We start from the raw sequence: 23,326 nt of genomic DNA on the forward strand, positions 1-23,326 counted from the left end.
GCCAGTTTGGCGCCGACGCCGACGATGCGGCGACGCCCCATCGGCAGCTTCTGCAAGCGAACCAACCGGTTCTGTTTGCTACAGTTACTCGGCCGCCGGATCGAGGCGTGCCGTTCCGCCGGTTCGATTCCGAAAGTAACGTGACCGAACTTTCCGGCGTCGGAGCGCCACCGGTGGCGGACGGGCGTTACCTGCTAACGTCGAGTTTACGACGATCGTCGAGAGGTGAATTTAATATCGTCGAATTCGATCGTCCGTTCGATGAGCTGGCTCCGACGCGACGCGCGACGCCGCTGTCCAGTTTGTGGCGGCGCACTGGTGAACGTGCAGGGACTCGCCGACTGCCCGGACTGCCGCTGGACCGGCGGTTCGCCCGCGGACGGCGGCGGATAGCGGCACCCACACGGTGCGGGCCACTGCGTAACGCCTTTTGCCGTTTCCGACCACGTCCTCGGTATGGCAGACAGCGACGTCGATCTGGACGCCGAGCAGTACGAGAAACACCGGGAGGCCGGGGAGATCCTCGCGCAGGTGCGCGAGGAGGCCGCCGAGCGCGTCGAGGTCGGCGCGAGCCACCTTGAGATCGCCGAGTACGCCGAAGACCGGATCCGCGAACTCGGCGGCGAGCCGGCGTTCCCCGTCAACATCAGCATCGACGAGGAGGCCGCCCACGCGACGCCCGGCGTCGGCGACGAGACGACGTTCGGCGAGGAGATGATCAACCTCGACATCGGCGTCCACGTCGACGGCTGGCTCGCCGACACCGCCGTCACCGTCGACCTCTCGGGCAACCCCGAACTCGCCGAGGCGCCCGCCGAAGCCCTCGAAGCCGCCCTCGACATCATCGAGCCCGGCGTCGAAACGGGCGCGATCGGCGCCGAGATCGAGGACGTGATCGAGGGGTACGGCTACAACCCCGTCGTGAACCTCACCGGCCACGGCCTGGGCCACTGGGAACAGCACACCGAGCCGACGATCCCGAACCGGTCGGTCTCGCAGGGAACGACCCTGGAGGTCGGCGACGTAGTCGCCATCGAACCGTTCGCCACCGACGGCACGGGCAAGGTCAACGAGGGGAGCGACGAGGAGATCTTCGCGCTCGAACGCGAGGGCACGGTTCGAAACCGGCAGGCTCGACAGGCGCTCGAGCAGATCACCGAGGAGTTCAAGACGCTACCGTTCGCCACGCGCTGGCTGGACACGAGCCGGGCGAAGATGGCGCTCCGGCGGCTCAAGTCCGAGGACATCGTCCACGGCTACCCGGTGCTGAAAGAAGACGACGGCGCGCTGGTGAGTCAGAAGGAACACACGATCATTGTGACCGAGGACGGCTGCGAAGTGACGACGAAGTAGATGACGTTGCGGTAACGCTCACGCGTTGTTCATCCGCTGGCTGGACCGCGCACCGCAGTTCTGGCACTCGGAGACGCGGTAGGGTTCCCGCGAGAACTGTGCGTTCTCTTCCTTGCGGCTTTCGGTCCGGATCTGAACCGAAACTTGGTGTAAGGTCTTCCTATCGCAGTCGTCGCAGTGCTCGCGCAGTCCGTCGAAGGAGTCGTCTGTCGTTGCCATCTTACCTTCCTCTACATACTACCGTAGTATAAAAACGCTACTCAGTTGACCCCAGTTCATGCGCTTAATTGCGGTACGGCGTCGGGGTAATCCACTAGAACGCCTCAAATACGTTGAAATTGTTCAAAAGCTCCTTAGAACAACCGATTCATCGTCAGTCAGAGGATTGGTCGAAGGGTTTAAATATGGTATTATAGAGGTAGTCGCTCGATTCGTGTCATCCGAAATATAGGTAGAGACACCCTACTCGGGGCCGTCGCGCAGCATCTAAGCGGTCGGGGTCACCAGTGGCGGTATGGATCAGGTGTTCGCACCCTGGCGGATCGAGTGGGTCGAGCGCGAGGGCGACGACGGGGACGACCGGTGTCCGTTCTGCGCGCTGCCCGAGCAAACCGAGGACCGAGAGAACATGATCGTCGCGCGGAGCGACCGGTCGTTCGCGTTGCTCAACAACTACCCGTACAACCCCGGCCACCTCATGGTGATCCCGCGCCGTCACACTGGGGACTACCGGGAACTCGACGAGGAGACGCTGCTTGACCACGCCCGACTCAAGCAGCGGACGATCGACGCGCTGGACGCCGCGTTCGGGCCGGACGGGTTCAACGCCGGCCTGAATCTCGGCGGCGACGCCGCCGGCGGCTCGATCGACGACCACGTCCACACCCACGTCGTCCCCCGCTGGAGCGGCGACACGAACTTCATGGCCGTGATCAGCGAGACGAAGGTGATCGTCGAGGCGCTCGAGGACACCTACGAGCGACTGCACGACGCGTTCGCCGACCAGGCCGGAACCGAGCGCCCGGACGACGAGGACGCCGCCGTGCGGATCGTCGGACCGCGTTCCTGACCACGGGCGACCGTCTCCCGCGCAGTCGATAGCTCCTTACTGGTGGCACGCAAATCGGGCGACAGAATGGACCGGAAGGCGGCGCTCAGGCGCGTCGGGCTCGTCGTGCTGGCGGGCAACGTCCTGCTGGTGGCGGCCAAGGCCGCCGTCTGGTACCGGACGGGGAGCCTCGCGGTCGGGTCGGAAGCCGTCAACAGCCTCACCGACGTCACCTACAGCGTCGTGATCCTCGGCGGTCTCTACCTGACGACCCAGCCGCCCGACCTCGAGCACCCCCACGGCCACGAGCGGATCGAGCCGTTCGTCTCCCTGTTCGTCGCCGCGGGCATCTTCGCCGCCGGCGGCGCGATCCTCTGGAGCGCCGTCGGCGCGATCCGCGGGGGCGGCGGCGCGATCGCCGTCGCGCAAGGTCCCGGGGCGGCCGCCGTGCTCGCCGCGTCGGCCGCGATCAAGTACGGGCTCTACCGGTACTGCCTGCGCGTGGGCGAGACCAACAACTCGCCCGCGGTCACCGCGACGGCGATGGACAATCGCAACGACATCCTGGCGTCGATCGCCGCGCTGGTCGGCGTGCTCGGCGCGCAGGCGGGCTACCCTCTCCTCGATCCGCTCGCCGCGAGCGCCGTCGCGCTCGCAATCCTCTACACCGGCGTCGAGGTCGTGCTGGACAACGTCAACTACCTCGTCGGCGCCGCACCGCCCCAGGACCTCCGCGCCGAAATCGTCCGTCGGGCGCTCGCTCACCCGGAGGTCGAGGGCGTCCACGACGTCGTCGCCCACTACGTCGGCCCGGAGATCGACGTGAGCCTCCACATCGAGGTCGAGGGCGAGCGCACGCTGCTGGAGGCCCACGAGATCGAGTCCGCGGTGATCGAGTCGATCCGCGCCCTCGACGAGGTCGACGACGTGTTCGTCCACGTCGACCCGCGCGAGCTCGGCGAGTGGAAAGACGACTACGCCGAGCAACTCGCCGCGAGGGACGGCGAGTAAGCGAATCGCGACGAACCCGCCGAACGTGATTTTCAGGGCCCGTATCCGGCGTTCCCACGCCGCGGGAATCGGTTCCTCGGTTCTTGAGACGTCGGGGCCTACGTTCACGTAGAGCCACCGATGATGCCGAACGACGTCGCGCGAGAGGCCGACGCTCAGCAGGAAGAGACGACCCGCGACGGCGCGGTCGCGCTCGAGACCGAAACCGGACTGCTCGTCTACGAACCCGGGCGGCCGGACGCCTGGATCCACGCGGACTGCGAACGCGACGTCCGTGAGTGACCGTCGTAGAACGAGCGACGACCGGAAACCGCAAGCCGACCGTAAATCATGACCGGAACCCCCGATCGGCCGACCGACGACCACCCGCTCCGAGCGGTGCTGCACGTCACGCCCGATCCGAAAGCGGCCTGCGCGGTCGTGTCGACCGGATCGGGGGGCGAATCGGTGTCGCTGAACGGCGGCGTCAGCGGCGGCGGCGAGGTTGGAACGGCCTGTCACGCCGACGTCACGGTCGAGGAGGGCGGGCACAAGCGACGCCGCCTCGTCAGCGACGCCGCGAACGACCACTGCATCTGCCCGGCGTTCTCGGCGCACCGCTGCGTCGCCTCCGTCGAGCGCGTGCTCGGCGACGCCGTCGCCGTTCGCCTGTCGGTCCCCGACCGCGAGACGCTCCGGGACGTCGTCGCCGACCTGCGCGAACGCGGCGCCGACGTCGAGCTCGCGCGCCTCGACACCGCCGACGCCGGGGGCCGAACGCTGGAACTCGACGTCGGCGAGGTGACCGAGGCCCAGCGCGAGGCGATCCGGGTCGCCGACCGACTGGGGTACTACGACGACCCGCGCGATGCGGACCTCGGCGACGTGGCCGACGAGCTGGGCATCTCCCGGTCGGCGGCGTCCCAGCGGCTCAACGGCGCGGCGTCGACGCTCGTGCTCGAACTGCTCCGCACCGAGGACCGCACGGCCTGACGCGACTGCTTTTAAAACCTTCAATATCCGCGACAGGGGTCACCGGCCGTCGGCGCGTACATTCATACGTGATGAAACGAAACGACCGCCGACCCGACGGGAACGATGCGGCGTCCCGCAAGAAACGGGAGGAGATCTACGTCGCGGAGTTCGTCTGCGACGTCGACGAAGGCTACGAGATCGACGAGAAGCAGGTGCTGGAGGCGACGCTGGACGCCAGCGCCGAGCCGGGCGTCCTGGGCGTCGACATCGATCGGCCCGAGGTGCCGTCGGGGCGACGCCTGCGCGTCGCCGTCGAGTTCGCCAGCGAACGCGCGCGACGGCGGTTCTGGGACTCCGGCGCCGGCGCCGAGCTCGTCGACGCGCTCCGCGAGACGGTGCCGACCGGCGCGCTCGCGAACAGCGAGATGACCGAGCGGACGCGCGCGACGGCCGACTGACTGTTTGGACACCCAGTCGTGCGATTCTCAGCGAGTGGGAGCCGCGTGTCCCCCTTATGCGACCCGAAGACCAACGATGAATCATGAGCGCCGACACACCGACCTGCGAGGCCTGGGCGCCGGACGAGTGCGAGGGATCGCCCCACTGCCCGCCGCGCTGTCCGCGATTCGTCGACAAGATCGGCGACACCTGGACGATCGAGCCCGCCGGCGCGGCGGATCGCGACGCGCTGTCGGCGATGTACCGCGACTTCGATCCCGACGAGCGCGCCCAGGGGCTGCCGCCGCTCGGCGAGGATCGGATCGACTCGTGGCTCGACGGGCTGCTCGCGGACGGTTGCAACTTCGTCGCCCGATCGGGCGACCGCGTCGTCGGGCACTCCGCCTACGTCGCGTCGGACGACGCCGAGCCCGAGCTCGCCGTGTTCGTCCACCAGGAGTTCCAGGGCCGCGGGATCGGCACCGAGCTGTGCCGGCACTTGATCGCCACCGCGGCGGCGGCCGATCGGGACGCGCTGGTACTCGAAGTCGAACCGGCCAATCGGCGGGCGATCGCCGTCTACGAGAAGCTCGGCTTCGAGCGCGTCGAGGAGCGCTCGGCCGACGAGCCGCTCCGGCGCTCGCTGTCGTTCGAGATGCGGCTGTCCCTGTCGGATCCGCTGGCGAGAGGCACCCAGAACCCGCCGATCGTCGGCGACTGACGCGTTTCGCCCGCTTCGCTCGACCGCTATCCCAGCGCGACGAGCATCGCGATCATCGTCCCGACGCCGACCGCGAGCCCGGCGGCCAGTTCGCGCCGACCGCCGCCGGGAAGGTCGCGTCCCCGGTCGAGCCCTTCCGGGATCAGGTCGTGGACGACGAGGAACACCATCGCGCCCGCGGCGAACCCGAACCCGTAGGGGAGGATCCGGCGCGCGACGACGACGAAGTAGTACGCGATCACGGCGGCGATCGGCTGGGGGAGACTGGAGAAGACGGCCCACCAGACCGCGCGCCACTTGCCGACGCCGTAGGTGCGCAGCGGGATCGCGATCGCCAGCCCTTCCGGGACGTTCTGGATCGAGATCGCGAGCGTCATGAACACCGCGAGCGCCGGGATTCCCGCAGCGGCGGTCGCGCCCCCGACGTCGACGCCCAGGTCGGCAAAGGCCACGCCGATCGCGACGCCCTCGGGAAAGCTGTGGACCGTCAGCGCGCCGACGATCAGCACCATCTTCCTGAAATCCGCGGCGGCGAACTCCCCGGGATCGAACTCGTGGTTCGAGAGCACCCGGTCCGCCGCGACGATCAGCAGGGCGCCGCCGACGAGGCCGGCCGCGACCTGCGGGACCGTCCCGGCGGCCAGGCCCTCCGGGACGAGCCCGAACGCCGACGCGGCGAACATGATCCCCGCCGCGAGGCCCCACAGCGCGACCGTGAGCCGGTCGCTGAGCTCGTCGGCGACGAAAAAGGGCGCGACGCCGAGCCCCGTCGCCAGCGCGGTGAGCAGCCCCGCGCCGAACACGACGCCGAGGTTGGTCAGCGAGACCATCCGTACCTCCGCGCTGCGCCCCGGCAATCGGCATCCGCTGGCAGTCGGCTCACGACGAACCAGTTTGGCCGGCAGATACATGAAACGACTGCCGAATGCGCCGGATCGGGTGCGTTTCGGGGGAGAGCGAGAACACGATCAAAGAACGCTGGCCCGGGGTTGATACGCCTCGCGCACGTAGCCGGGGTATGAGCGTCAGCGGCCTCTGTCAGATCTGCGAGAGTCAGACGGCGAGCCACGACTGCACGCGCTGCGGGATGCTCGTCTGCGACGACCACTTCCGCGAGGCGACCGGCCTGTGCGCGCAGTGCGCGAGCGAGGGGACGCCCGGCGAGGGCGGCGGTCCCATTCAGGAGTTCTGAGCGGAGAACGGGAGACGCGTCGCTACGGCGTCGGTGCGATCGAAAAGCGCGAGAGCGGTTTACTCCTCGACGAGAACGGCGTTGACCTGTCCGGTCTGGCCGGGGCGGGAGGTCACGCGGGCCTTGCCTTCGCTGGTCTCGATGACGGCGCCCTTCGTGACGATGTTTCGGCGGGCGTAGTTCGGGTCCGCCTCGTTCTCGACGACGTCCTCGATCTCGACCTCGACGGTCTCGTCGCCGACGGCGACGTTGGCGTTCTCGACCGACAGCGCGCGGATCTTCACAGAGTTACCGCGGGCGTCGATGGTGCGGAGCTGCGTCTCGCCCAGCGTCGTCTCGGCGGGCTGGCGGCCCAGCTGGTGCTTCTTTCGATCGCTGTTCGGGCGCAGTCGTCCGCCCGTTCGCTTGCGCGTGGAGCGTCCGTGGTCGTCCATACGGGATGGAAACGCCGGGGCGTACTTGAATGGATCGACTCGCGCCCCCGGAAATCGGCAGGTTTACCGGCCCCCTCGCTCCAACGAGTCACGATGAGTCTGCGGATCGCCGTCGCCGCGCCGTTTCGCCAGCGCGGCGCCGACCGGATGGCCGAAAACGAGTTCGTCGTCGCGCTGTCGCTCGACCGGGACTGGTTCTCCCCCGACCAGGCCAAGCGCCTGATCGACGTCGCGACCGGCCGGGGACTGCTGGAGCGCGACGAGAACCACCTCGAAGTGGGGTTCGACGTCGACGCGGTGGAGATCCCCGAGGGCTTCGTCCCCGACGAGGAGGTCATCCAGGAGCGCTCCCCCTTCGAGCAGGCGCTGGCGGCGCTGGTCGACGACGGGATGGAGAAACAGGAGGCCGTGGCCGGGATCAACTCGCTCCAGTCCGAGCTGGGCGTGACGATCGAGACCGCCGCGGTCGTGTTCGCGCGCCGCAACGGCGTCGACGTGCCCCAGATCGCCGCCCAGGCCCGCGACGCGCTCGGCGGCGACGACTAAGCGCGGCGTCGACGCACGCACCGAAGGTCGATCGCAACGCGGAAGCGACGCCCATTCTAATCCGGAGTCATGGTCGAGAGACGCGTCACCGACGGCGTCCGGATCGCGCAGCTACTCTCCTCGGAGCTCGACGGCCGCGAGGACGGCGCGCTCGACCGGCTCGCGGTGACCAACGCCGACCGCTCGGTCGAGGCCTCGCCCGATGGCGAGCGCGCCTACGACGTCGAGCGGGCGGGCGAGCCGTTGGCGCGCGCGTTCGTTCACGAGGATCGCGTCCGCTTGGAGCTGGAAGCCGCCGGCGAGGCGATCGCCGCGCACACGAAGGGCGACGATCTTCGCGTCGCGGCCGAGGACGGCGGGACGGCGCTGCTCGTCGAGAGCGGCCCCGCCGTCAAGCGGGCCGTCGATGCGCTCGGGGCCGCGACGGAGGAGCCGAGAGGGTAACCGAGCCGTAGGCGCTGATCCGGAAGTGCCGTGTACGTATCGAACGTTCCGATAGATGTGCGATCAGAACGGCGTACGGATGCCAATGCCGTTCGATAGCGTCCAGTCGAGATATTGTTTCTCCGAGGTCACAAACGACACCTCACAGGCACCGATGAGCGGTACGACGCCCGAATGAAAACCCTCCCAGCGGGACCGATAGCGGGCGGGTTCCGGGATATCTACGTCGTAAGAGCCGTCGGGAACCGCCACAGCCCCACCCGCCACGTCGACGCGGCCCCCGTCCGTCGAAAGCGAACGATTCGCCGAGAGTCCGTCCTCGCGTCCGGCTTCGATCGCCTGCTCGAGTCGCGTGAATGCCGGATCTTCGTCGTAGTACCCCCACGGATCCACCGCGTAGTTCTGTTTGAGGAGACGGCCGGCGCTCCAGAGCCGCAGACGGTACACTGTCTCGTCGAGTTGGTTGACGAGAACGACGGCGTCCTGAACGGCGAATCGTCGGTCAGGAACGATCTGCTCTCGGCGCGTGTACGCGCCGACGAACTCGCCCGCGAACGATCCGGGGTCCTGCCACGGGATCGCTGCCGCGCCGTACGTTTCCCTGATTTGTGCGGCGTACGCACCGAACTGGCTGGGTGAGACAAACTCGTCCTCGTCAGGCGAGGAGAGATCGATCGACTCAGAGAATCCGCCACCGAGTTTGGTGCGAACGACGCCGGGGCTCAGAAACCCAGCCGCCGCTACCAGCGAGACAGTGCCAGCCGCCGCGCCGGTTCGGCGGAGAAAACCGCGTCTGGAGGGCATAGTTCAAGTTGGCGCCGCGCCGACATATAATCTGCCTCCTTCAGCCGAGTCTCGGGTGTCAGTGACGGCGGCCGGGTAACGACGGCTAATTCAGACGTGCGACTACCGCAGGAAGCCGGTCGACCAACTCCGCCCGATCGACGTGGGCGTCTGCGCGCTCGTCGGGAGCCGGCCCCTCCTGCGAGATGACTTGCACGACGGCCAGCCCGGCCTCGGTCGCGCCCCGCACGTCGGCGTCGATCTCGTCGCCGACGTAGACGGCCTCCTCGGCCGAGACCCCAAGCGCGTTCAGGGCAGCCCGGAACGCGCGCTCGTCGGGCTTGCCCGCGGGAAGTTCGCCGGTGACGACGGTCGCGTCGAACAGGTCGGTCCAGCCCAGCGTCTCCAGCTTGTCGTGCTGGGCGCGGACCGGACCGTTCGTGAGTAGTCCGACGCGGTACTCCTCCCGGAGGTCGGCGACGAGCTCCGCCGCGCCGTCGACGGGTTCGATCGCGTCGGCGATCGCGGCGCGGTAGGCGTCGGCCGCCGCAGTCGGATCGGCGTCGGTCGCGCGGTCGGCGAACAGTTCGGCGAAGATCGGCGCGCGGGATTCGCCGGTCAGGTTCCGGCGGTGGGCGTCGAGGTACTCCGACCTGGACGCCTGCGGGGCGTCGACGGCGGCCAGCGACTCCGAGAGCAGCGTCGCGCGGTCGCGGCTGGGGACCGCCAGGGTGTAGTCGAGATCGAAGACGACCGCGGACGGGGGCATACTCGCCTCTAGCCGTCGAAGGAAGTTGAGCGTGCCGGCCCTGGGTCCGACGGAGCGCTGGGGCAGGGCCGATTGTCGCCCCGCCCGTCCCGCATCGATATCTTGTAGTGGAGCGCCCGCAGAGAGGTGCCCATGCGCTTCTTCGATCGACTCGCCGACCGGATCGACGCCGTCGACAGCGTCGTCAGCGTCGGCCTCGACCCCGACCCGGATCGGCTCCCCGAACATCTTCTCGATCGCGACCTGCCGCGCTGGGCGTTCAACCGGCGGATCATCGACGCCACACACGAGCACGCCGCGGCGTACAAGCCCAACGCCGCGTTCTACGAGGATCCCGACGGCTGGCGCGCGCTGGAGGAGACCATCGCGTACGCGAAGGGCAAGGGCGTCCCCGTGATTCTCGACGCCAAGCGCGCCGACATCGGCAACACGACGCGCCAGTACGCCAACCTGCTCGACGACGACGCCGAGGGGCCCGCCGCGGACGCGATCACCGTCAACCCCTACATGGGCCGGGACTCGCTCCAGCCGTTCCTCGACAAGGAGGACAAGGGCGTCTTCATTCTCTGTCGGACATCGAACCCGGGCGGCTCGGACATTCAGGATCTCGAACTCGCGGAGGGTGACCTCGTCTACGAGCGGGTGGCCGCGCTGGCCGACGGCTGGAACCGACACGACAACGTCGGACTCGTCGTCGGCGCGACGACGCCCGACGAGCTCGAAGAGGTCCGCGAGCAGGTTCCCGATCTCCCCTTCCTTGTGCCGGGCGTCGGCAGCCAGGGCGGGGACGCCGAAGCGGCGGTCGAGCACGGCCTGGCCGACGGCGTCGGCGTCGTTAACTCCTCTCGCGGGATCATTTTCGCCTGGGAGGACGACCAGTCGCGCCGTCGCACGACCGAGGGCGACGACGGCCAGTTCGCCGGCGCCTCGGGCGAGGCGGCACGGCGACTAAAGCGCCGACTCAACCAGTATCGGTAACTCGACGCGGCGAGACGGCGTCAAGACGAGGGGGCGTCCGACTCGCCGAATCGGGCCAGAACGCTGTGGTACGCGTAGCATACTGGTTTCTAACGATAGCTTTCCGTAGTCACACTGCACATAACAATCAGATGATGTGGGGTACGACGCGATAGAATCGTGCTATCTAGCATCCGCACAGCGTACACGAACGTCACGCTCGGGAGCCGGCCCGACGGAAGCGCCGGCAGAGTGCCCGGTGATCGGCCGTGAGCACCATTCCGTCACCGATCGGCGACGGCACCACCGGGACGGCCGCGGGCCCGAGCATCGACGAGAGCAGCGAGAACGCCGTTGAGCCGGTCTCGCAGGACGTCGCATTCGAGATGCTAAGTTGCAAGCGGCGTCGAGACGTTCTCCACTACCTTCGCCAGAACGGCGGCTCCGCGGAGCTGCGGTCGCTCTCGCGTCAGATCGCCGCGTGGGAGAACGAGAAACCGGTCGAGGCGGTGACCTACAAGGAGCGAGCTCGAGTGTACACCGCGCTCAGGCAGGGCCACTTGCCGAAGATGGACAGCTGCGACATCGTCGAGTACGACGCCGACCGCGGAACGGTCGAGCTGACCGATCGGGCGAGCGGTCTCGACGTGTACCTCGACGTGGTTCCGCACGACGACATCTCCTGGAGCGCATACTACGCCGGTCTCGGCGGCCTCTCGATCGCGTTTGCGGGGCTCACTCTCGTCGGCGCCTTTCCGTTCGGGCTACTGCCGGCGGGCGGCGCCACGTTGATCGTCGGCTTCCTGTTTCTCGGGTCCGCGTTCGTTCACTACGTCTACGAACGGCGAATGCGGGTCGGTAGCGACGGACAACCGCCCAGGTAGTCTCCGAGCGCGGGGCTTTCTACTCGTAACCGTTAGCGCTCCGCGGTCAGTTCGATGCCGCTGTCGAAAAATGGAGTCGGGACGTCCTCCCGCTACGTCGAGTTGTTGTTATCGTCGCACGGCTTGGCCTTGAAGTCGAAGTTCGTCTGGAACTTCTTCTTGCCTTTGAGCCCGGCGTGCTTCGGGAGCCACCACTCGAAGCCGATGTAGCCGGTATTGGAATCTTCGATGCACCAGTCGTCCTCGTCGTGATCATCGCAGACGCCGAATCGGACGCCGGTGATCGGGCGGCGGCCGTGCTTCTCGTGGCCGTTGTTGTTGTCGCAGCCACAGTTGTCGTTGTTGTCGTGACCGTACCGCGGCGCCAGCGCCGTGCCCTCGGTCGCGCGGTCGAAGACGTTGAGCTTGGTGTGCTCGCCGCTGGCGACATTGATCCGGCAGATCGGCAGGTTGCTCTTCCACTTGAACCCGACCGGCTTGCCCTTCTTGCCCGTGATGACCTTCTTGACGTAGATGCAGAGGTCCGGAAGCGGGTTCTCCTCGTTTCGGGCGACATAGCCGGTGCCGTCGATACACAGCTTGACGCCGTCGTCGAGGTGCTTGAGCTTCTTGACCTTCTTGTCGTCGACGCACTCGTCGACGTTGTCGTCAGTGATCCAGCCGGGATCGTACTTCTCGGCGGGCGGCGTCTTCATGTCGCTCGTGTTGGTCCGCGGGTAGCCGTAGTAGTGGATCCCCTCGCGGTCGAACGGACCGGCGACGTAGGGATCGCCGGAGACGTGGACGCCCTTTTTCAGCTTGTGGAGCACCTTCTTGAGCGATCCCTGGACGATAATCGGCTCGTAAGGCTGGTAGACGTTGTCGCCGCGCTTGCCGTTTCCGTTGCCGTTCCCGTTGCCGTTGTCCGTACAGCAGATGTCGATGTTGCTGATCCCCTGTCCGGTGGGCGTTGAAAAGGTAGCATCCTCAAGGATGACAGATTCGCTGAACACGTAGACGTGTTCTCCCTCGTTACCGCCCTTGACGCTCACGAGCCGGACGGGGCCGTCTGAGGAGAGCGTGACGGATCCCGTTGCTGTGTCCCGGCTGATGACCGTGATCGTGCCGCATGCACCCGACACCATATCACCCTCACTGAAGTCATCATCGAAGTACTCCTCACCTTGGAGTTCACCCCCATCGAACGGACCGAGATACTCTTCGTTATCGTACTGGTCGCAGGTGAAGTTGCGAGCATTGCCGGTGTCGAACGGTTCGTCCGTACGCGTATCGTATATCTCGTCAATCAGGGAGGTATTCTCGTCGACTTCCCCAGTTACGTCTGTATAGTCTCCGTTATTATTGCCGTTGTTGCCGTTGTTACCGTTGTGGCCGTTATTCGCGCCGTCGAACTCGTCGTACCAGACGCGCGCCCGGGCCAGGTGGGCGAGCTTCTTGTCGACCTTGACGTCGTCGGCTTCGAGTTTGAGCTTGCCCGGCTCGTCGCAGATGTGGTAACTGAGCGTCACCTCGCCGCCGTAACCGGGTTTGACGCCGTGGTAGTTGATCAGCGGATCCCCCGAGCTCGTGTAGTCGTCGTTCGTCCGCAGGTCGGCGCTGAGTGGGTTCTCGACGCCGATCAGGGCGTCGTTCATCACGCCCCCGTCGCAGTAGTCGATATCGTCGTCCTGGACCCCGTTGTTGTCGTCGTCCGGGAACGCCTCGACCTTCTTCCACTCGCCGTGCTTGTGGAACGCCTCCTGCCAGTCGATCGCTACCGGGACGTCGTACTTGTCGTCGTAGTTCTTCTCGCCCGCGGCGACGCCGTGCGCGCCGAGCGCGAGCCCGGCGCCGGACGCGCCGATGCCAGCGAGCACGTTGCGTCGCGTGATGTTCGGTTTGGATTCCTTCGACATGCTTTCACCGTGTGCCCCCGGTTCGCCCGGGAACACCACACGAGACGCTGACCGGAGAGACCACGGTATATATACGCAACAAGATGGGTGTTAGAGAGCTACCTTCCGGAATCGAAGCGGGCACATTCCAGATCGGTAAAAAGAGTACGGCAGGTATATCGAAAGTAAGGACAGCCAAACGAGACCGGGCGTCCGACTTCGCGGTGCAGACGACGTCCGGCGCGGCACCGCTACTTCGACCAGTGGAACGGAGCGACTAGTCAGCCGATCAGGGCCGCGGCGCCGCCTTCTGCAGCGCGGTTTCCGCGATGTTGCCGCCGTAGTCGGCGCTCCGGGACAGCGAGTCGACGATCAGTCCCAGGAGTTGCGCCTCGTGGGGATCGAGCTCCCGGAGCAGTTCGTCGACGTGCCGGGTGCGCTCGTCGAGGTCGAGGATCGACTCGCGTGCCTCGTGGGCCAGTTCCGTCGACGTCGAGCTGTCGTCGGCCAGCAGCGCGTCCATCGCCCGATCGACGATCTCGGCCGCGTCGTCGTGGAGCGACTCGATCTCGTCGGCGACCTCCCCGGGGATCTCGTCGAGCTTGCGCGTCAGCTGGCCGATCTTCGCGGCGTGGTCGGCGATCCGCTCGAGCTGGCGGGCCGAGGAGTGGTAGTCGAAGCAGTCCTCTCGGGGCAGCCCGAGTTCCCTGGCCGCCCGCGGCGAGCGCAGCGTCGCCCGGAAGATCCGCGAGACGACGAACCAGAGCCGGTCGACGTCGTCGTCGCGCTCGATGACGTCCAGCGCGAGGTCCTCGTCGTTCTCGACCAGCGCGGTGACGGCGTCTTCGAGCATCGACTCGGCGATCAGGCGCATCCGCGTGACGGCGTTGGTGATCGACAGCTCCGAGGAGTCCAGCAGGTCCTGCAGGACGACGCGGTCGCTGGTTTCCTCCAGGACTTCGACGCCGACGAGGCTCTGAGTGGCGCTCCGGATGGCCCGGCGCTGGTCGCTGGTGATCTTGGTACCCTCCAGCGAGATGCGATCGAAGCCGCTGACGTACATCGTCATCACGGCGCGCGTGAGCCGATCGCCCTCGAGGTCGGTGACGTCGAGCGTCCCCTCGGTGCGCTCGGTCTCGGTCTTTGGCGTCAGTAGCAGCGAGTCCTCCTCGCTGTGGAACTCGACCTCGCTGCCGGCGCTGACGTCGTTCTCGGTCGCCCACGACTTCGGGAGCGAGACGGTGTACGTCGAGCCGCCGGTGAGCTGGACCTTCCGCGTTTCCATGCGAAGAGCTATCGGTCGGAGTTACATAAAGACATGCAAATCTATAGATTAGCAATCCCCGTGAGATACCTCGAAACCGCTCGATGGAGGTATCCGTAATACCCGACGTTATAGATCTTTACGAAGCGCCCTGCAACGTCTATATACTACTATATTCCGATCATAGAAGCGTATTTACACCCTCGTACCCGTCCTTACCACGATGGCAAGAGTCCGCGCCGTCTTCGCCCCCGAACGGCGGCGTCCGATCGGACCGTCCGCGGCCCGTGCCGGCCACAGCCCCCGAACTTCAGTGAGCGATCAATGAGTGACTCAATCGGCGATACGACAGCACCCGAGATAGAGACGGAGACAGAGAGCGAGGTGGAAACGGGGTCCGACTCCGTCGCCGAGGCGGCGGTAGGCGACGAGGCGGACCCGACGATCACGACCGTCGACAACCCGGTCGTCAAAGCCAACGAACTCACCGTCCACTACGACGACGTGCAAGCGCTTCAGCCCGTCTCGATGGGCATCCCGCAGGGAGAGGTCACTGCGATCATCGGCCCCTCCGGATGCGGAAAGTCGACGTTCCTGCGCTGTATCAACCGGATGAACGATCTGGTCGACTCGGCGCAGATGGACGGCGAACTTCTGTTCAAAGGGAAAAACGTCTACGACGACGACGTCGATCCCGTCGCGCTGCGCCGGAAGATCGGGATGGTGTTCCAGAAGCCCAACCCGTTCCCGAAGTCGATCTACGACAACGTCGCCTACGGGCTGAACGTCCGCGGCGACGACGAAAACCTGGACGAGCGCGTCGAGCGGGCGCTCAAGCGCGCGGCGCTCTGGGACGAGGTGAAAGACCAGCTCGACGAGTCGGGATTGGAACTCTCGGGCGGGCAACAACAGCGGCTCTGCATCGCGCGGGCGATCGCCGCCGACCCGGAAGTGATCCTGATGGACGAGCCCGCCAGCGCGCTCGACCCGGTCGCCACCTCGAAGATCGAGGACCTGATCGCCGAACTGGCGGAAGACTACACCGTGATCGTCGTCACGCACAACATGCAGCAGGCCGCACGCATCTCGGACAAGACGGCCGTGTTCCTCACCGGCGGCAAACTCGTCGAGTTCGATAACACCCAGAAGATCTTCGAGAACCCCGACCACCAGCGCGTCGAGGACTACATCACCGGCAAGTTCGGGTGACTCGCGTTCGACGCCGATACCGAGTTCGCGGTACGGTCCAGTTTTCCGACGTCGTTCACGTCCACCCCGGAGCGGTGCCTGTCTGTATTACTCGGTCGAACTACGGAAACCGAGACGAGACTACGTACGACGGACTACGCGTACTGTGCCGGTACGGACGGAACTGACCTCTATACATGGTGACGCAGTTTCCGGTCTACGCCCCATGCCCCGTGCGCTAAAGCGCCGTTGATCGACCTATCGTCGCCGATATCGTCCGATTCGAAGAATCTATATATATCTATGGTCCTGGCTATAGCAAAATTAGAACGGTATTTCAGTGGGTATCGACTTGGTACACTCGATGGCAAGCAACCGACCCGACTCGCAACGTTCGATCGTCTCCCGACGAAAGTTCTTGGGCGCGGCCGGCGGCGCGGCGGCGCTCTCACTCGCCGGCTGCCTGGGCGGCGGCAGCGGTGGACTCTCGGGCGAGGTCGTGATCTCCGGGTCGAGCACGGTGTACCCGGTGTCGAACGCGATGGGCGAGGAGTTCAAGAAGGCGAACTCGAACGTCGGAATGTCCGTCGACCCGACGGGGACGGGTGCCGGATTCGAGAACAACTTCTGTACCGGTAGCAGCGCGATCAACGGCGCATCGCGACCGATCAAGGACAGCGAACTCCAGCGCTGCCGAGACAACGGCGTCGAGCCGGTCGAGTTCCAGGTCGCCAGCGACGCGCTGACGGTCGCGGTCAACACCGAAAACGACTGGGCGGAGTGTGTCACCGAAGATGAACTTCGCCAGATCTGGAAGCCAGATCCCGCCCAGACGTGGAGCGACGTTCGCTCGGAGTGGCCCGACGAGGAGTTCGAGCGCTACGGTCCCGCGACGACGTCGGGAACGTTCGACTACTTCACCGAGCACATCATCGGCGAGGCGCGCTCCCACACCGACAACTACCAGTCCTCGGAGAACGACAACACGCTGATTCAGGGCGTCCAGGGTGCACCCTACACGATCGGGTACTTCGGATACTCCTACTACGAACAGAACAAAGACTCGCTCAAGGCCCTCGAGATCGACGCCGGGGACGGCTGCGTCAAACCGAGCCTCGAGAACGCACGGGACGGCTCGTACCCGCTGGCACGACCGCTGTTCATCTACGTCAACCGGGACGAGATCAAGAACAACGAAGCGGTCCGACAGTTCGTCGAGTTCTACCTCACCCAGTCGTCCAAGGACATCGTCAGCGAGATCGGGTACGTCCCGGCCAGCGACGAGATCCAGCAGCGGAACCTCGACAAGTTCGAATCGATCGTCAGCGGCGACGACGCAGGGTCGGGCAATCAGTCGAGCGGGAACACGTCCAGCGGCAACGAGTCGGCCTGACCGATTCGCTTCCGAAGACGGTAACTAACCCCCCACCCACAGTAGACCTATATTCATGTCCGGAGAACAGCCCACACTAACCACGGACGGCTCCCGCCGGTCGCTCAAGGAAAGCGCCATCAGGGCGGTGCTTTTCGGTTGTGCGGCCCTGTCGATCCTCGTCACGGGCGGGATCATCCTGACGCTCGGGATCGACGCGATCGAGTTCTTCACCCGAGTGTCGCCGGTGGACTTTTTCACCGGGACGGACTGGAGCCCCGTGATCAGGCCGTACAGCTACGGCGTGTTGCCGCTGATCCTCAACACGCTGCTCGTCACCGTCCTGTCGGCGTTCATCGCGCTGCCGGTCGGCCTCGCCGCGGCGATCTACCTCAGCGAGTACGCGAGCGAGCGGATGCGCTCGATCATCAAGCCCGGCCTGGAGATTCTCGCCGGGATTCCGACGGTCGTCTACGGGTACTTCGCGCTGGTGTACATCACGCCGTTTATCGACGACTACCTGTTTCAGGTCAGCACGTTCAACGCGCTGTCGGCCTCGATCATGGTCGGCGTGATGATCATTCCGATGGTCTCCTCGATCAGCGAGGACGCCCTGAGCGCCGTCCCGGACGAGCTCCGTCAGGCCGGCTACGGCATGGGCGCGACGAAGTTCCAGGTGTCGACCGGCGTCGTCGTTCCCGCGGCCGTCTCCGGGATCTTCTCGTCGTTCATCCTCGGGATCTCCCGGGCGATCGGCGAGACGATGATCGTCGTCGTCGCGGCGGGCCAGAGCGCGAAGATGATCTACCCCGGCAACGTCGACGAGGTCGTCGTCTCCTCGATCGAGACGATGACCGTCGCGATGGTCAAACTCGTTACCGGCGAGATATCGGCCGACGCGACCCAGTACAAAGCGATGTTCGCGATCGGCATTACGCTGTTCGCGATGACGTTCGCGCTGAACCTGGCGAGCACCCTCATCGAGATGCGCTACAGGGAGGAGTACAAATGATCGAAACACGCTACGAGACGACGCTCGACGCCGAGGTGACAGCCTGATGGCGACCGAATCCTCCGACACGGATTGGTTCGGGGACGGAAGCGAGACCGGCGCGATCAGGGGACGGCTGTTCGCGTGGGCCTGTCTCGGGGCCACCCTGTTCGGCATCGGGATGGTGATGATCCTGCTGCTGTACGTCGTGATGGACGCCTTCGCCATCGGCCAACCCAACACGGCACCGTGGCTCGACTGGGGCTTCCTGACAAACGCGACGTCGCGGTTCGCCGATGAAGCGGGTCTGTACCCTGCGATCATCGGTTCGGTGATGATGATGGGCGTGATCGCGCTGTCGGCGCTGCCGATCGGCGTCGGGGCCGCGATCTACCTCGAGGAGTACGCGCCGGACAACAAGCTCGTGCGGTTCATCGAGATCAACATCGGCAACCTCGCGGGCGTCCCCTCGGTCGTCTACGGCCTGCTCGGACTGGCGGTGTTCGTCCAGATCATGAACCTCGGGATGGGGACCGTCATCGTCGGCGGGTTCACCGTCGGTCTGCTGATCCTCCCGATCGTGATCATCTCCGCCCAGGAGGCGCTGCGCGGCGTGCCGGACTCCCGCCGGCAGGCGTCGTTCGGCATGGGCGCGACGCGCTGGCAGACGACCAAGAACGTCGTGCTGCCCGAGGCGCTGCCGGGGATCCTGACCGGGACGATCCTCGCACTGGGTCGCGCGATCGGCGAGACCGCGCCGCTGCTGATGATCGGCGCCGCCGCGTCGGTGTACTCGCCGCCCAGCGGGCTGTTCGACCGCTTCTCCGCGATGCCGCGCCAGATCTACGCGTGGGTCGGGATGCCCCAACAGGAGTTCCAGTACGGCGTGATGGCCGCGGGCGTCGTGACGCTGCTGACGGTGTTGCTCCTGATGAACGCCAGCGCGATCCTCATCCGGAACAAGTACCAGCGGGAGTCGTAACCTCGCAGCAACGCAGCGGTTCTCCGTCGGATCGTTTTCTTCTGCCGCCGTAACGTTCCTCTCACCGCGTTGGGCAAAACCTAACCGCGGGCCGTCCTATGGTCGAGATATGTCGTCGGGCCGGGACCCAGTGCAGCAGGCTGCCGGAGAGGAGCGAGACCTCTACGAAGTATCGTCGTGGGAACCGCGCTCCCGGCTCGACCGGTTCGTCGTGGGTATCGACGGCGGCGTCCGCCGGATCGCCCAGCTACTCGTCTACGCCGTCGCCGGACTGATCGGCCTCTCGGTGGCCGCGCTCTCCGTGTGGGTGCTACTCGCGGAGTTCCACGTCGGGAACCTCGACGCCGTCACCGATCCCGTCGTGACCGCGCTGGTCGTGCTGTCGGTCGTGCCGGCGCTCGCGCTCGCGGGCTACGTCTGGCGCACCGACGTGACGACCGGCGAGCCGATCGGGCTACTCGCGGTGACGTTCCTGCTGATCATGCTGCTGGCGGGGTTCGTCGCGATCCTCAACGAACTCGGCGGTATCGTACTGGGCGTCCGCGAAAGCGCGTTCGGCGTCGGGACGATCCTGTTTTACTACCTCGTCGTCGGGCCGGTCGAGGAGACGGCCAAGCTGGTGGCGGTGCGGCTCCACGCCTACCGGAGCGACCGGTTCGACGCCGTGATCGACGGCGCGGTGTACGGCGCCGTCGCCGGGCTCGGCTTCGCGACGATCGAGAACGCGCTGTACATCACGCGCGCGTTAGAGCCCGCGACCACCGCGCTGGGGACGATCGCCGCGGCCGACGGGATCACCGCCGCGCGGGCGCTGGCCGGCCCCGGTCACGTGATCTACTCGGGCGTCGCCGGCTTCTACCTCGGACTGGCGAAGTTCAACCGCGAGTACGCCGTGCCGCTGGTGTTGAAGGGGCTGCTGATCGCGGCCGTGCTCCACGGGACGTACAACGTCGGCGCGTCGATCGTTCCCGGACTGGTCTACCAGTCGACGTCGCTGTCGCCGCTGGGCGCGACGATGGCCTTTATCCTGCCGTTCGACGCGCTGGCGGGCTACTACCTCTACCGAAAGATCCGGAACTACCGCGACACCTACCGCGCGGTCGAGGCCGAGCGGTGGGACGATCGGGTTCCGCTGCCCGAACTGACGGAGTTCGATCCGGCGACCGATCCGGATCGCCCCGGTCTCGGCGCTCGCGGCGCGGACGGCGACGCCGCCGCAGCGGGATCCGCCGGCAACCGATCGGACGACGTCCGGACGACCGGCGCCCGCTCGAACGGCGGCGCCGGCGCGACGGCGACAGACTCCGGTCGCGGGACGGCCGATGCCGTCGGCTCCGGAGCCGAGGGGAAGGTATCTGACCCGGCGTCTGACGACGATAGCGCCGACTCCTCGGAGTCGGACGACGCGCGAGAGTTCGTGGACGCCGACCGGACGGCGGCGTCACAGCCGGACGAGGACGACGAAGACGACGAGGAGGACTCGCTCGACGACTGGGAGTTTTAACGGTACTGCGGATCGGGCTCGGGATCGGCCGGAACATCGGCGTCAGCGCGAGGGGCCCTCCACCAGAATTTTCGCGCTGGACTACGGCGCGTACGATATGTCGGTCCAGAAGGCGATGCTCGTCGAACTGTTCGCGATCGTCCTCGTTCTCTACGGGTTGGCGACCGTCACCCACGAGTACACGATGGGCTCGCCGGTGTACTTTCACCTGGGCCTGTACGTCGGGATCGGAGGAATGCTCTACGCAGTCGTCGATGGTGTGAGGTCGGTCGGGGGCACCAGCGACGCGTGAGTAGGCGCGGACGCGTTACCGATAGCCGTCGAGCAGCTGCTCGGCGTACTTCGCGATCACGTCGACTTCCAGGTGGACCGGATCGCCCGGCTCCTTCTCCGAGAGCGTCGTCAGCTCGTAGGTCGTCGGGATGATCGCGACGGTGATCGCCTCCTCGGTGCGCTCGGCGACGGTGAGGCTGATGCCGTCGAGCGTGATCGACCCTTTCTCGACGACGTAGGGCGCGAACTTCTCGGGCAGATCGAACTCGAACTCCCAGTCGTCGCCGACGCGGCGCACGTCCCGGACCTCGGCGGTGGCGTCGACGTGGCCTAGGACGACGTGGCCGTCGAAGCGGCCGTCGGCCGGCATCGCGCGTTCGAGATTGACCCGGTCGCCCTCCGCGAGCTCCCCGAGGTAGGTCTTCGCGATCGTCTCGGCGGCGAGGAACGTCTCGAACCATCCATCCCGAGATTCCTCGACTGTCAGACAGGCGCCGCTGACGCTGACGCTCTGGCCGTGTTCCAGGTCCGCGGTCGTCTCGTCGCCCGCGATCCGCAGCCGGACGCCCTCGTCGGTCTCGGTGCGACCGACGACCTCGCCGGTCTCCTCGACGATGCCGGTGAACATGTGCGGACGTAGGCGGTCCCGCGTCGAAAGGATTCCGCATCGGCGTCGCGCCGCCGACGAGCCGTGCCGCGATAGAACGGCGCTCCCCCAACCGTTTTGCCGATGCCGCGCGCCGGCTTTCCCATGACCGAGGCCGCCGACCTGCTCCTGACCGGAGCGGAGGTGCACGCGCTGACAGATCCCGACCGAACCGCCGAGGCCGTCGCGGTCCGTGACGGTGAGATCGTCCGCGTCGGACCGGAGTACGAGGTGCGATTCCTCGAGGGCGTCGAGACGGACGTTATCGAGCTCGACGGCGGCGTCGTGCTGCCGGGGTTCATCGATGCCCACACGCACGTCCAGTTGCTCGGCCAGTACGAGCTACACGCCGACCTCTGGGGGATCGAGAGTCGCGGCGAATGTCTGGATGCGCTCCGAGACCACGCCGCCGAGCTCGACGCCGAAAGCGAGGATGCCGACAGCCCGTCGGACGACTGGGTGGTCGGGTTCCGGTACGACGAGAGCGCGTGGGACGCCGACCGCCCCCTCACCCGCGAGGATCTCGACGCCGTAAGCGAAGACCGACCCGTCGCCGTCTTCCGGATCGACGTCCACAGCGCCTCGCTGAACGGGGCAGCGCTGGAGCGACTTCGCGACGACCTCCCCGAGAGCGACGTCCGCACCGAGAGCGGCGATCCGACTGGCGTGATCGTCGAGGACGCGCTGGACGTGCTCTGGGAGCACGTCGCGCCCGATCGTGAGGACGCCCGCGAGCTGCTGGTCGCCGCCCAGGAGCGCGCCCACCGGCTCGGCGTCACCGGCGTCCACGACATGGTGCGGAACACGACTCTGCCGTGGGCCTACCGCGCGCTGGATCGGGAGGACTGCCTGCGCCTGCGCGTCCGACTCAACTACTGGGCGGACCACCTCGACGCCGTCTCGGAGGCCGGCCTCGCGCCCGGCGCCGGCAGCGAGTTCGTCCGGACGGGCGCGATCAAGAGCTACACCGACGGCGCGATCGGCAGCCACACCGCCAGGCTGGGCGAGCCGTACGACGACAACCCGGAGGAGCATGGCCAGTGGGTGATCGAACCGGACGAGCTACGGGAAATCGTCGCGGACGCCGCAGCGTCCGACTTCCCGGTCGCCGCCCACGCGATCGGCGACGCCGCCATCGACGCCGCGCTGGACGCCTTCGAGAACGCCGACGCCGCCCTGGAGGATCCGAACCGGCGTTACCGGATCGAGCACGCCGAACTGGCCGACGACGAGCAGATCGACCGGATGGCCGCTGCGGGCGTCGTCGCCTCGGCCCAGCCGAACTTCCTCCAGTGGGCCGGCGAGGGCGGGCTGTACGACCGCCGCCTCGGCGTCGAGCGGCGCAAGCGGGCCGACCGGTTCCGGCGCTGGCTCGACGCCGGCGTCCCGGTGGCGTTCGGGAGCGACTGTATGCCGATGGACCCCCTCTACGGCGTCGATCAGGCGGTGAACGCGCCGACCGACGCCCAGCGCATCTCGGTGACGGAAGCGCTGCGAGCCTACACCTACGGCGGCGCGTTCGCGGCGGGCGACGAGGACAGGCTGGGGACGATCGAAGTCGGCAAGACGGCCGATCTAGTCGCGCTGGAACGCTCGCCGTGGGAGCACTCCGAGGCGATCGACGAGATCGGCGTCGCGCTAACCGTCGTCGACGGCGACGTGGTCTACGGCGGGTAGCGCTCAGCCCCAGCGTCGTTT

28 protein-coding genes are annotated in these 23,326 nt (G+C 66.7%); 20 read left to right on the plus strand and 8 right to left on the minus strand.

Annotated elements, in window-relative coordinates:
* The first annotated feature begins 261 nt into the window (after positions 1–261).
* Positions 262–393 carry a hypothetical protein gene (locus ABDZ81_RS08630; protein WP_343773558.1) on the plus strand — a complete coding sequence of 44 codons (132 nt, stop codon included), beginning with the start codon at positions 262–264 and terminating at the stop codon, positions 391–393.
* Positions 394–456: 63 nt separating this feature from the next.
* On the plus strand, positions 457–1,353 hold the full coding sequence (gene map / locus ABDZ81_RS08635) for a type II methionyl aminopeptidase (RefSeq protein ID WP_343773559.1): 897 nt from the start codon (positions 457–459) through the stop codon (positions 1,351–1,353).
* An 18-nt stretch (positions 1,354–1,371) separates the two neighbouring features.
* Here the strand turns inward: map and ABDZ81_RS08640 are convergent, their stop codons facing one another.
* The gene (locus tag ABDZ81_RS08640) at positions 1,372–1,572 is read right to left on the minus strand and encodes a DUF7835 family putative zinc beta-ribbon protein (RefSeq protein WP_256393926.1); all 201 of its coding nucleotides are present in this window, start codon (positions 1,570–1,572) and stop codon (positions 1,372–1,374) included.
* Between the two features lie 295 nt (positions 1,573–1,867).
* Between ABDZ81_RS08640 and ABDZ81_RS08645 the strand changes: the two genes are divergently transcribed.
* From ABDZ81_RS08645 to ABDZ81_RS08670, 6 genes are all read left to right on the plus strand, one after another.
* Entirely contained in the window at positions 1,868–2,422 is a 555-nt protein-coding gene (locus tag ABDZ81_RS08645; RefSeq protein ID WP_343773560.1) for an HIT family protein, read from the plus strand.
* Between the two features lie 66 nt (positions 2,423–2,488).
* Positions 2,489–3,412, plus strand: coding sequence for a cation diffusion facilitator family transporter (locus ABDZ81_RS08650; RefSeq protein ID WP_343773959.1), 924 nt, complete (start codon positions 2,489–2,491; stop codon positions 3,410–3,412).
* 123 nt (positions 3,413–3,535) lie between these two features.
* Complete coding sequence (locus ABDZ81_RS08655) at positions 3,536–3,694, plus strand: hypothetical protein (RefSeq protein WP_343773561.1); 159 nt, start codon at positions 3,536–3,538, stop codon at positions 3,692–3,694.
* 48 nt (positions 3,695–3,742) lie between these two features.
* Positions 3,743–4,384: a helix-turn-helix domain-containing protein gene (locus tag ABDZ81_RS08660; protein ID WP_343773562.1), complete on the plus strand. Its 642-nt coding sequence runs from the start codon at positions 3,743–3,745 to the stop codon at positions 4,382–4,384.
* 71 nt (positions 4,385–4,455) lie between these two features.
* Positions 4,456–4,824 carry a putative antibiotic biosynthesis monooxygenase gene (locus tag ABDZ81_RS08665; protein WP_343773563.1) on the plus strand — a complete coding sequence of 123 codons (369 nt, stop codon included), beginning with the start codon at positions 4,456–4,458 and terminating at the stop codon, positions 4,822–4,824.
* Between the two features lie 83 nt (positions 4,825–4,907).
* Complete coding sequence (locus ABDZ81_RS08670; RefSeq protein ID WP_343773564.1) at positions 4,908–5,525, plus strand: GNAT family N-acetyltransferase; 618 nt, start codon at positions 4,908–4,910, stop codon at positions 5,523–5,525.
* Positions 5,526–5,551: 26 nt separating this feature from the next.
* On the opposite strand, the gene ABDZ81_RS08675 is transcribed toward ABDZ81_RS08670, so the two are convergent.
* Positions 5,552–6,355: a ZIP family metal transporter gene (locus ABDZ81_RS08675; RefSeq protein WP_343773565.1), complete on the minus strand. Its 804-nt coding sequence runs from the start codon at positions 6,353–6,355 to the stop codon at positions 5,552–5,554.
* Positions 6,356–6,543: 188 nt separating this feature from the next.
* Here ABDZ81_RS08675 and ABDZ81_RS08680 point away from each other — a divergent pair, with 188 nt between their 5' ends.
* Positions 6,544–6,717, plus strand: a complete 174-nt coding sequence (locus ABDZ81_RS08680; RefSeq protein ID WP_343773567.1) for a hypothetical protein — start codon at positions 6,544–6,546, stop codon at positions 6,715–6,717.
* 59 nt (positions 6,718–6,776) lie between these two features.
* On the opposite strand, the gene ABDZ81_RS08685 is transcribed toward ABDZ81_RS08680, so the two are convergent.
* The gene (locus ABDZ81_RS08685) at positions 6,777–7,151 is read right to left on the minus strand and encodes a 30S ribosomal protein S8e (RefSeq protein ID WP_343773568.1); all 375 of its coding nucleotides are present in this window, start codon (positions 7,149–7,151) and stop codon (positions 6,777–6,779) included.
* 93 nt (positions 7,152–7,244) lie between these two features.
* On the opposite strand from ABDZ81_RS08685, the gene ABDZ81_RS08690 reads away from it, so the two are divergent.
* Positions 7,245–7,697, plus strand: a complete 453-nt coding sequence (locus ABDZ81_RS08690; protein WP_343773569.1) for a DUF2240 family protein — start codon at positions 7,245–7,247, stop codon at positions 7,695–7,697.
* 69 nt (positions 7,698–7,766) lie between these two features.
* Positions 7,767–8,141: a DUF7993 family protein gene (locus tag ABDZ81_RS08695; RefSeq protein ID WP_343773570.1), complete on the plus strand. Its 375-nt coding sequence runs from the start codon at positions 7,767–7,769 to the stop codon at positions 8,139–8,141.
* A gap of 63 nt (positions 8,142–8,204) precedes the next feature.
* Here ABDZ81_RS08695 and ABDZ81_RS08700 read toward each other — a convergent pair whose 3' ends face one another.
* Together ABDZ81_RS08700 and ABDZ81_RS08705 are read right to left on the minus strand one after the other, a co-directional pair.
* Positions 8,205–8,945 (minus strand): hypothetical protein, encoded by a 741-nt coding sequence (locus ABDZ81_RS08700; protein ID WP_343773571.1) that lies wholly within the window; start codon positions 8,943–8,945, stop codon positions 8,205–8,207.
* Positions 8,946–9,030: 85 nt separating this feature from the next.
* Positions 9,031–9,693, minus strand: a complete 663-nt coding sequence (locus ABDZ81_RS08705) for an HAD family hydrolase (RefSeq protein WP_343773572.1) — start codon at positions 9,691–9,693, stop codon at positions 9,031–9,033.
* 132 nt (positions 9,694–9,825) lie between these two features.
* Here ABDZ81_RS08705 and pyrF point away from each other — a divergent pair, with 132 nt between their 5' ends.
* Positions 9,826–10,671, plus strand: a complete 846-nt coding sequence (pyrF, locus tag ABDZ81_RS08710; RefSeq protein WP_343773573.1) for an orotidine-5'-phosphate decarboxylase — start codon at positions 9,826–9,828, stop codon at positions 10,669–10,671.
* A 248-nt stretch (positions 10,672–10,919) separates the two neighbouring features.
* The gene (locus ABDZ81_RS08715; RefSeq protein WP_343773574.1) at positions 10,920–11,534 is read left to right on the plus strand and encodes a DUF7344 domain-containing protein; all 615 of its coding nucleotides are present in this window, start codon (positions 10,920–10,922) and stop codon (positions 11,532–11,534) included.
* Positions 11,535–11,626: 92 nt separating this feature from the next.
* On the opposite strand, the gene ABDZ81_RS08720 is transcribed toward ABDZ81_RS08715, so the two are convergent.
* Positions 11,627–13,429, minus strand: coding sequence for a hypothetical protein (locus tag ABDZ81_RS08720; RefSeq protein WP_343773575.1), 1,803 nt, complete (start codon positions 13,427–13,429; stop codon positions 11,627–11,629).
* 268 nt (positions 13,430–13,697) lie between these two features.
* The gene (locus tag ABDZ81_RS08725) at positions 13,698–14,693 is read right to left on the minus strand and encodes a PhoU domain-containing protein (RefSeq protein ID WP_343773576.1); all 996 of its coding nucleotides are present in this window, start codon (positions 14,691–14,693) and stop codon (positions 13,698–13,700) included.
* A gap of 303 nt (positions 14,694–14,996) precedes the next feature.
* Here ABDZ81_RS08725 and pstB point away from each other — a divergent pair, with 303 nt between their 5' ends.
* The 6 genes from pstB to ABDZ81_RS08755 all read left to right on the plus strand — a co-directional run bounded on the left by pstB (position 14,997) and on the right by ABDZ81_RS08755 (position 21,001).
* Complete coding sequence (gene pstB / locus ABDZ81_RS08730; protein WP_343773577.1) at positions 14,997–15,881, plus strand: phosphate ABC transporter ATP-binding protein PstB; 885 nt, start codon at positions 14,997–14,999, stop codon at positions 15,879–15,881.
* Positions 15,882–16,224: 343 nt separating this feature from the next.
* Positions 16,225–17,253, plus strand: coding sequence for a PstS family phosphate ABC transporter substrate-binding protein (locus ABDZ81_RS08735; RefSeq protein ID WP_343773578.1), 1,029 nt, complete (start codon positions 16,225–16,227; stop codon positions 17,251–17,253).
* Between the two features lie 55 nt (positions 17,254–17,308).
* On the plus strand, positions 17,309–18,244 hold the full coding sequence (gene pstC, locus ABDZ81_RS08740; RefSeq protein ID WP_343773579.1) for a phosphate ABC transporter permease subunit PstC: 936 nt from the start codon (positions 17,309–17,311) through the stop codon (positions 18,242–18,244).
* Positions 18,245–18,290: 46 nt separating this feature from the next.
* Positions 18,291–19,205, plus strand: coding sequence for a phosphate ABC transporter permease PstA (gene pstA / locus ABDZ81_RS08745; protein WP_343773580.1), 915 nt, complete (start codon positions 18,291–18,293; stop codon positions 19,203–19,205).
* 109 nt (positions 19,206–19,314) lie between these two features.
* On the plus strand, positions 19,315–20,709 hold the full coding sequence (locus tag ABDZ81_RS08750) for a PrsW family intramembrane metalloprotease (RefSeq protein ID WP_343773581.1): 1,395 nt from the start codon (positions 19,315–19,317) through the stop codon (positions 20,707–20,709).
* Positions 20,710–20,806: 97 nt separating this feature from the next.
* Positions 20,807–21,001, plus strand: coding sequence for a hypothetical protein (locus ABDZ81_RS08755; RefSeq protein ID WP_343773582.1), 195 nt, complete (start codon positions 20,807–20,809; stop codon positions 20,999–21,001).
* Positions 21,002–21,016: 15 nt separating this feature from the next.
* Here the strand turns inward: ABDZ81_RS08755 and ABDZ81_RS08760 are convergent, their stop codons facing one another.
* A complete protein-coding gene (locus ABDZ81_RS08760) occupies positions 21,017–21,610 on the minus strand; it encodes a riboflavin synthase (RefSeq protein ID WP_343773583.1) in 594 nt (197 codons plus the stop codon).
* A gap of 123 nt (positions 21,611–21,733) precedes the next feature.
* Between ABDZ81_RS08760 and ABDZ81_RS08765 the strand changes: the two genes are divergently transcribed.
* Positions 21,734–23,305, plus strand: a complete 1,572-nt coding sequence (locus ABDZ81_RS08765) for an amidohydrolase (protein WP_343773584.1) — start codon at positions 21,734–21,736, stop codon at positions 23,303–23,305.
* Positions 23,306–23,326 lie beyond the last annotated feature (21 nt).

This window comes from Natronoarchaeum mannanilyticum (assembly GCF_039522665.1).
GTDB classification, from domain to species: domain Archaea; phylum Halobacteriota; class Halobacteria; order Halobacteriales; family Natronoarchaeaceae; genus Natronoarchaeum; species Natronoarchaeum mannanilyticum.

Coding starts and splice junctions, on each gene's coding strand:
- ABDZ81_RS08660 (WP_343773562.1), top strand. CDS start 3,743: ATGACCGGAACCCCCGATCGGCCGACCGACGACCACCCGCTCCGAGCG.
- pstB (WP_343773577.1), top strand. CDS start 14,997: ATGAGTGACTCAATCGGCGATACGACAGCACCCGAGATAGAGACGGAG.
- ABDZ81_RS08705 (WP_343773572.1), bottom strand. CDS start 9,693: ATGCCCCCGTCCGCGGTCGTCTTCGATCTCGACTACACCCTGGCGGTC.
- pstC (WP_343773579.1), top strand. CDS start 17,309: ATGTCCGGAGAACAGCCCACACTAACCACGGACGGCTCCCGCCGGTCG.
- ABDZ81_RS08735 (WP_343773578.1), top strand. CDS start 16,225: ATGGCAAGCAACCGACCCGACTCGCAACGTTCGATCGTCTCCCGACGA.
- ABDZ81_RS08750 (WP_343773581.1), top strand. CDS start 19,315: ATGTCGTCGGGCCGGGACCCAGTGCAGCAGGCTGCCGGAGAGGAGCGA.
- ABDZ81_RS08645 (WP_343773560.1), top strand. CDS start 1,868: ATGGATCAGGTGTTCGCACCCTGGCGGATCGAGTGGGTCGAGCGCGAG.
- ABDZ81_RS08680 (WP_343773567.1), top strand. CDS start 6,544: ATGAGCGTCAGCGGCCTCTGTCAGATCTGCGAGAGTCAGACGGCGAGC.
- ABDZ81_RS08685 (WP_343773568.1), bottom strand. CDS start 7,151: ATGGACGACCACGGACGCTCCACGCGCAAGCGAACGGGCGGACGACTG.
- ABDZ81_RS08695 (WP_343773570.1), top strand. CDS start 7,767: ATGGTCGAGAGACGCGTCACCGACGGCGTCCGGATCGCGCAGCTACTC.
- ABDZ81_RS08690 (WP_343773569.1), top strand. CDS start 7,245: ATGAGTCTGCGGATCGCCGTCGCCGCGCCGTTTCGCCAGCGCGGCGCC.
- ABDZ81_RS08650 (WP_343773959.1), top strand. CDS start 2,489: ATGGACCGGAAGGCGGCGCTCAGGCGCGTCGGGCTCGTCGTGCTGGCG.
- ABDZ81_RS08640 (WP_256393926.1), bottom strand. CDS start 1,572: ATGGCAACGACAGACGACTCCTTCGACGGACTGCGCGAGCACTGCGAC.
- ABDZ81_RS08725 (WP_343773576.1), bottom strand. CDS start 14,693: ATGGAAACGCGGAAGGTCCAGCTCACCGGCGGCTCGACGTACACCGTC.
- ABDZ81_RS08675 (WP_343773565.1), bottom strand. CDS start 6,355: ATGGTCTCGCTGACCAACCTCGGCGTCGTGTTCGGCGCGGGGCTGCTC.
- ABDZ81_RS08630 (WP_343773558.1), top strand. CDS start 262: ATGAGCTGGCTCCGACGCGACGCGCGACGCCGCTGTCCAGTTTGTGGC.
- ABDZ81_RS08670 (WP_343773564.1), top strand. CDS start 4,908: ATGAGCGCCGACACACCGACCTGCGAGGCCTGGGCGCCGGACGAGTGC.
- ABDZ81_RS08665 (WP_343773563.1), top strand. CDS start 4,456: ATGAAACGAAACGACCGCCGACCCGACGGGAACGATGCGGCGTCCCGC.
- ABDZ81_RS08700 (WP_343773571.1), bottom strand. CDS start 8,945: ATGCCCTCCAGACGCGGTTTTCTCCGCCGAACCGGCGCGGCGGCTGGC.
- ABDZ81_RS08720 (WP_343773575.1), bottom strand. CDS start 13,429: ATGTCGAAGGAATCCAAACCGAACATCACGCGACGCAACGTGCTCGCT.
- pyrF (WP_343773573.1), top strand. CDS start 9,826: ATGCGCTTCTTCGATCGACTCGCCGACCGGATCGACGCCGTCGACAGC.
- ABDZ81_RS08755 (WP_343773582.1), top strand. CDS start 20,807: ATGTCGGTCCAGAAGGCGATGCTCGTCGAACTGTTCGCGATCGTCCTC.
- ABDZ81_RS08765 (WP_343773584.1), top strand. CDS start 21,734: ATGACCGAGGCCGCCGACCTGCTCCTGACCGGAGCGGAGGTGCACGCG.
- ABDZ81_RS08760 (WP_343773583.1), bottom strand. CDS start 21,610: ATGTTCACCGGCATCGTCGAGGAGACCGGCGAGGTCGTCGGTCGCACC.
- ABDZ81_RS08655 (WP_343773561.1), top strand. CDS start 3,536: ATGCCGAACGACGTCGCGCGAGAGGCCGACGCTCAGCAGGAAGAGACG.
- pstA (WP_343773580.1), top strand. CDS start 18,291: ATGGCGACCGAATCCTCCGACACGGATTGGTTCGGGGACGGAAGCGAG.
- map (WP_343773559.1), top strand. CDS start 457: ATGGCAGACAGCGACGTCGATCTGGACGCCGAGCAGTACGAGAAACAC.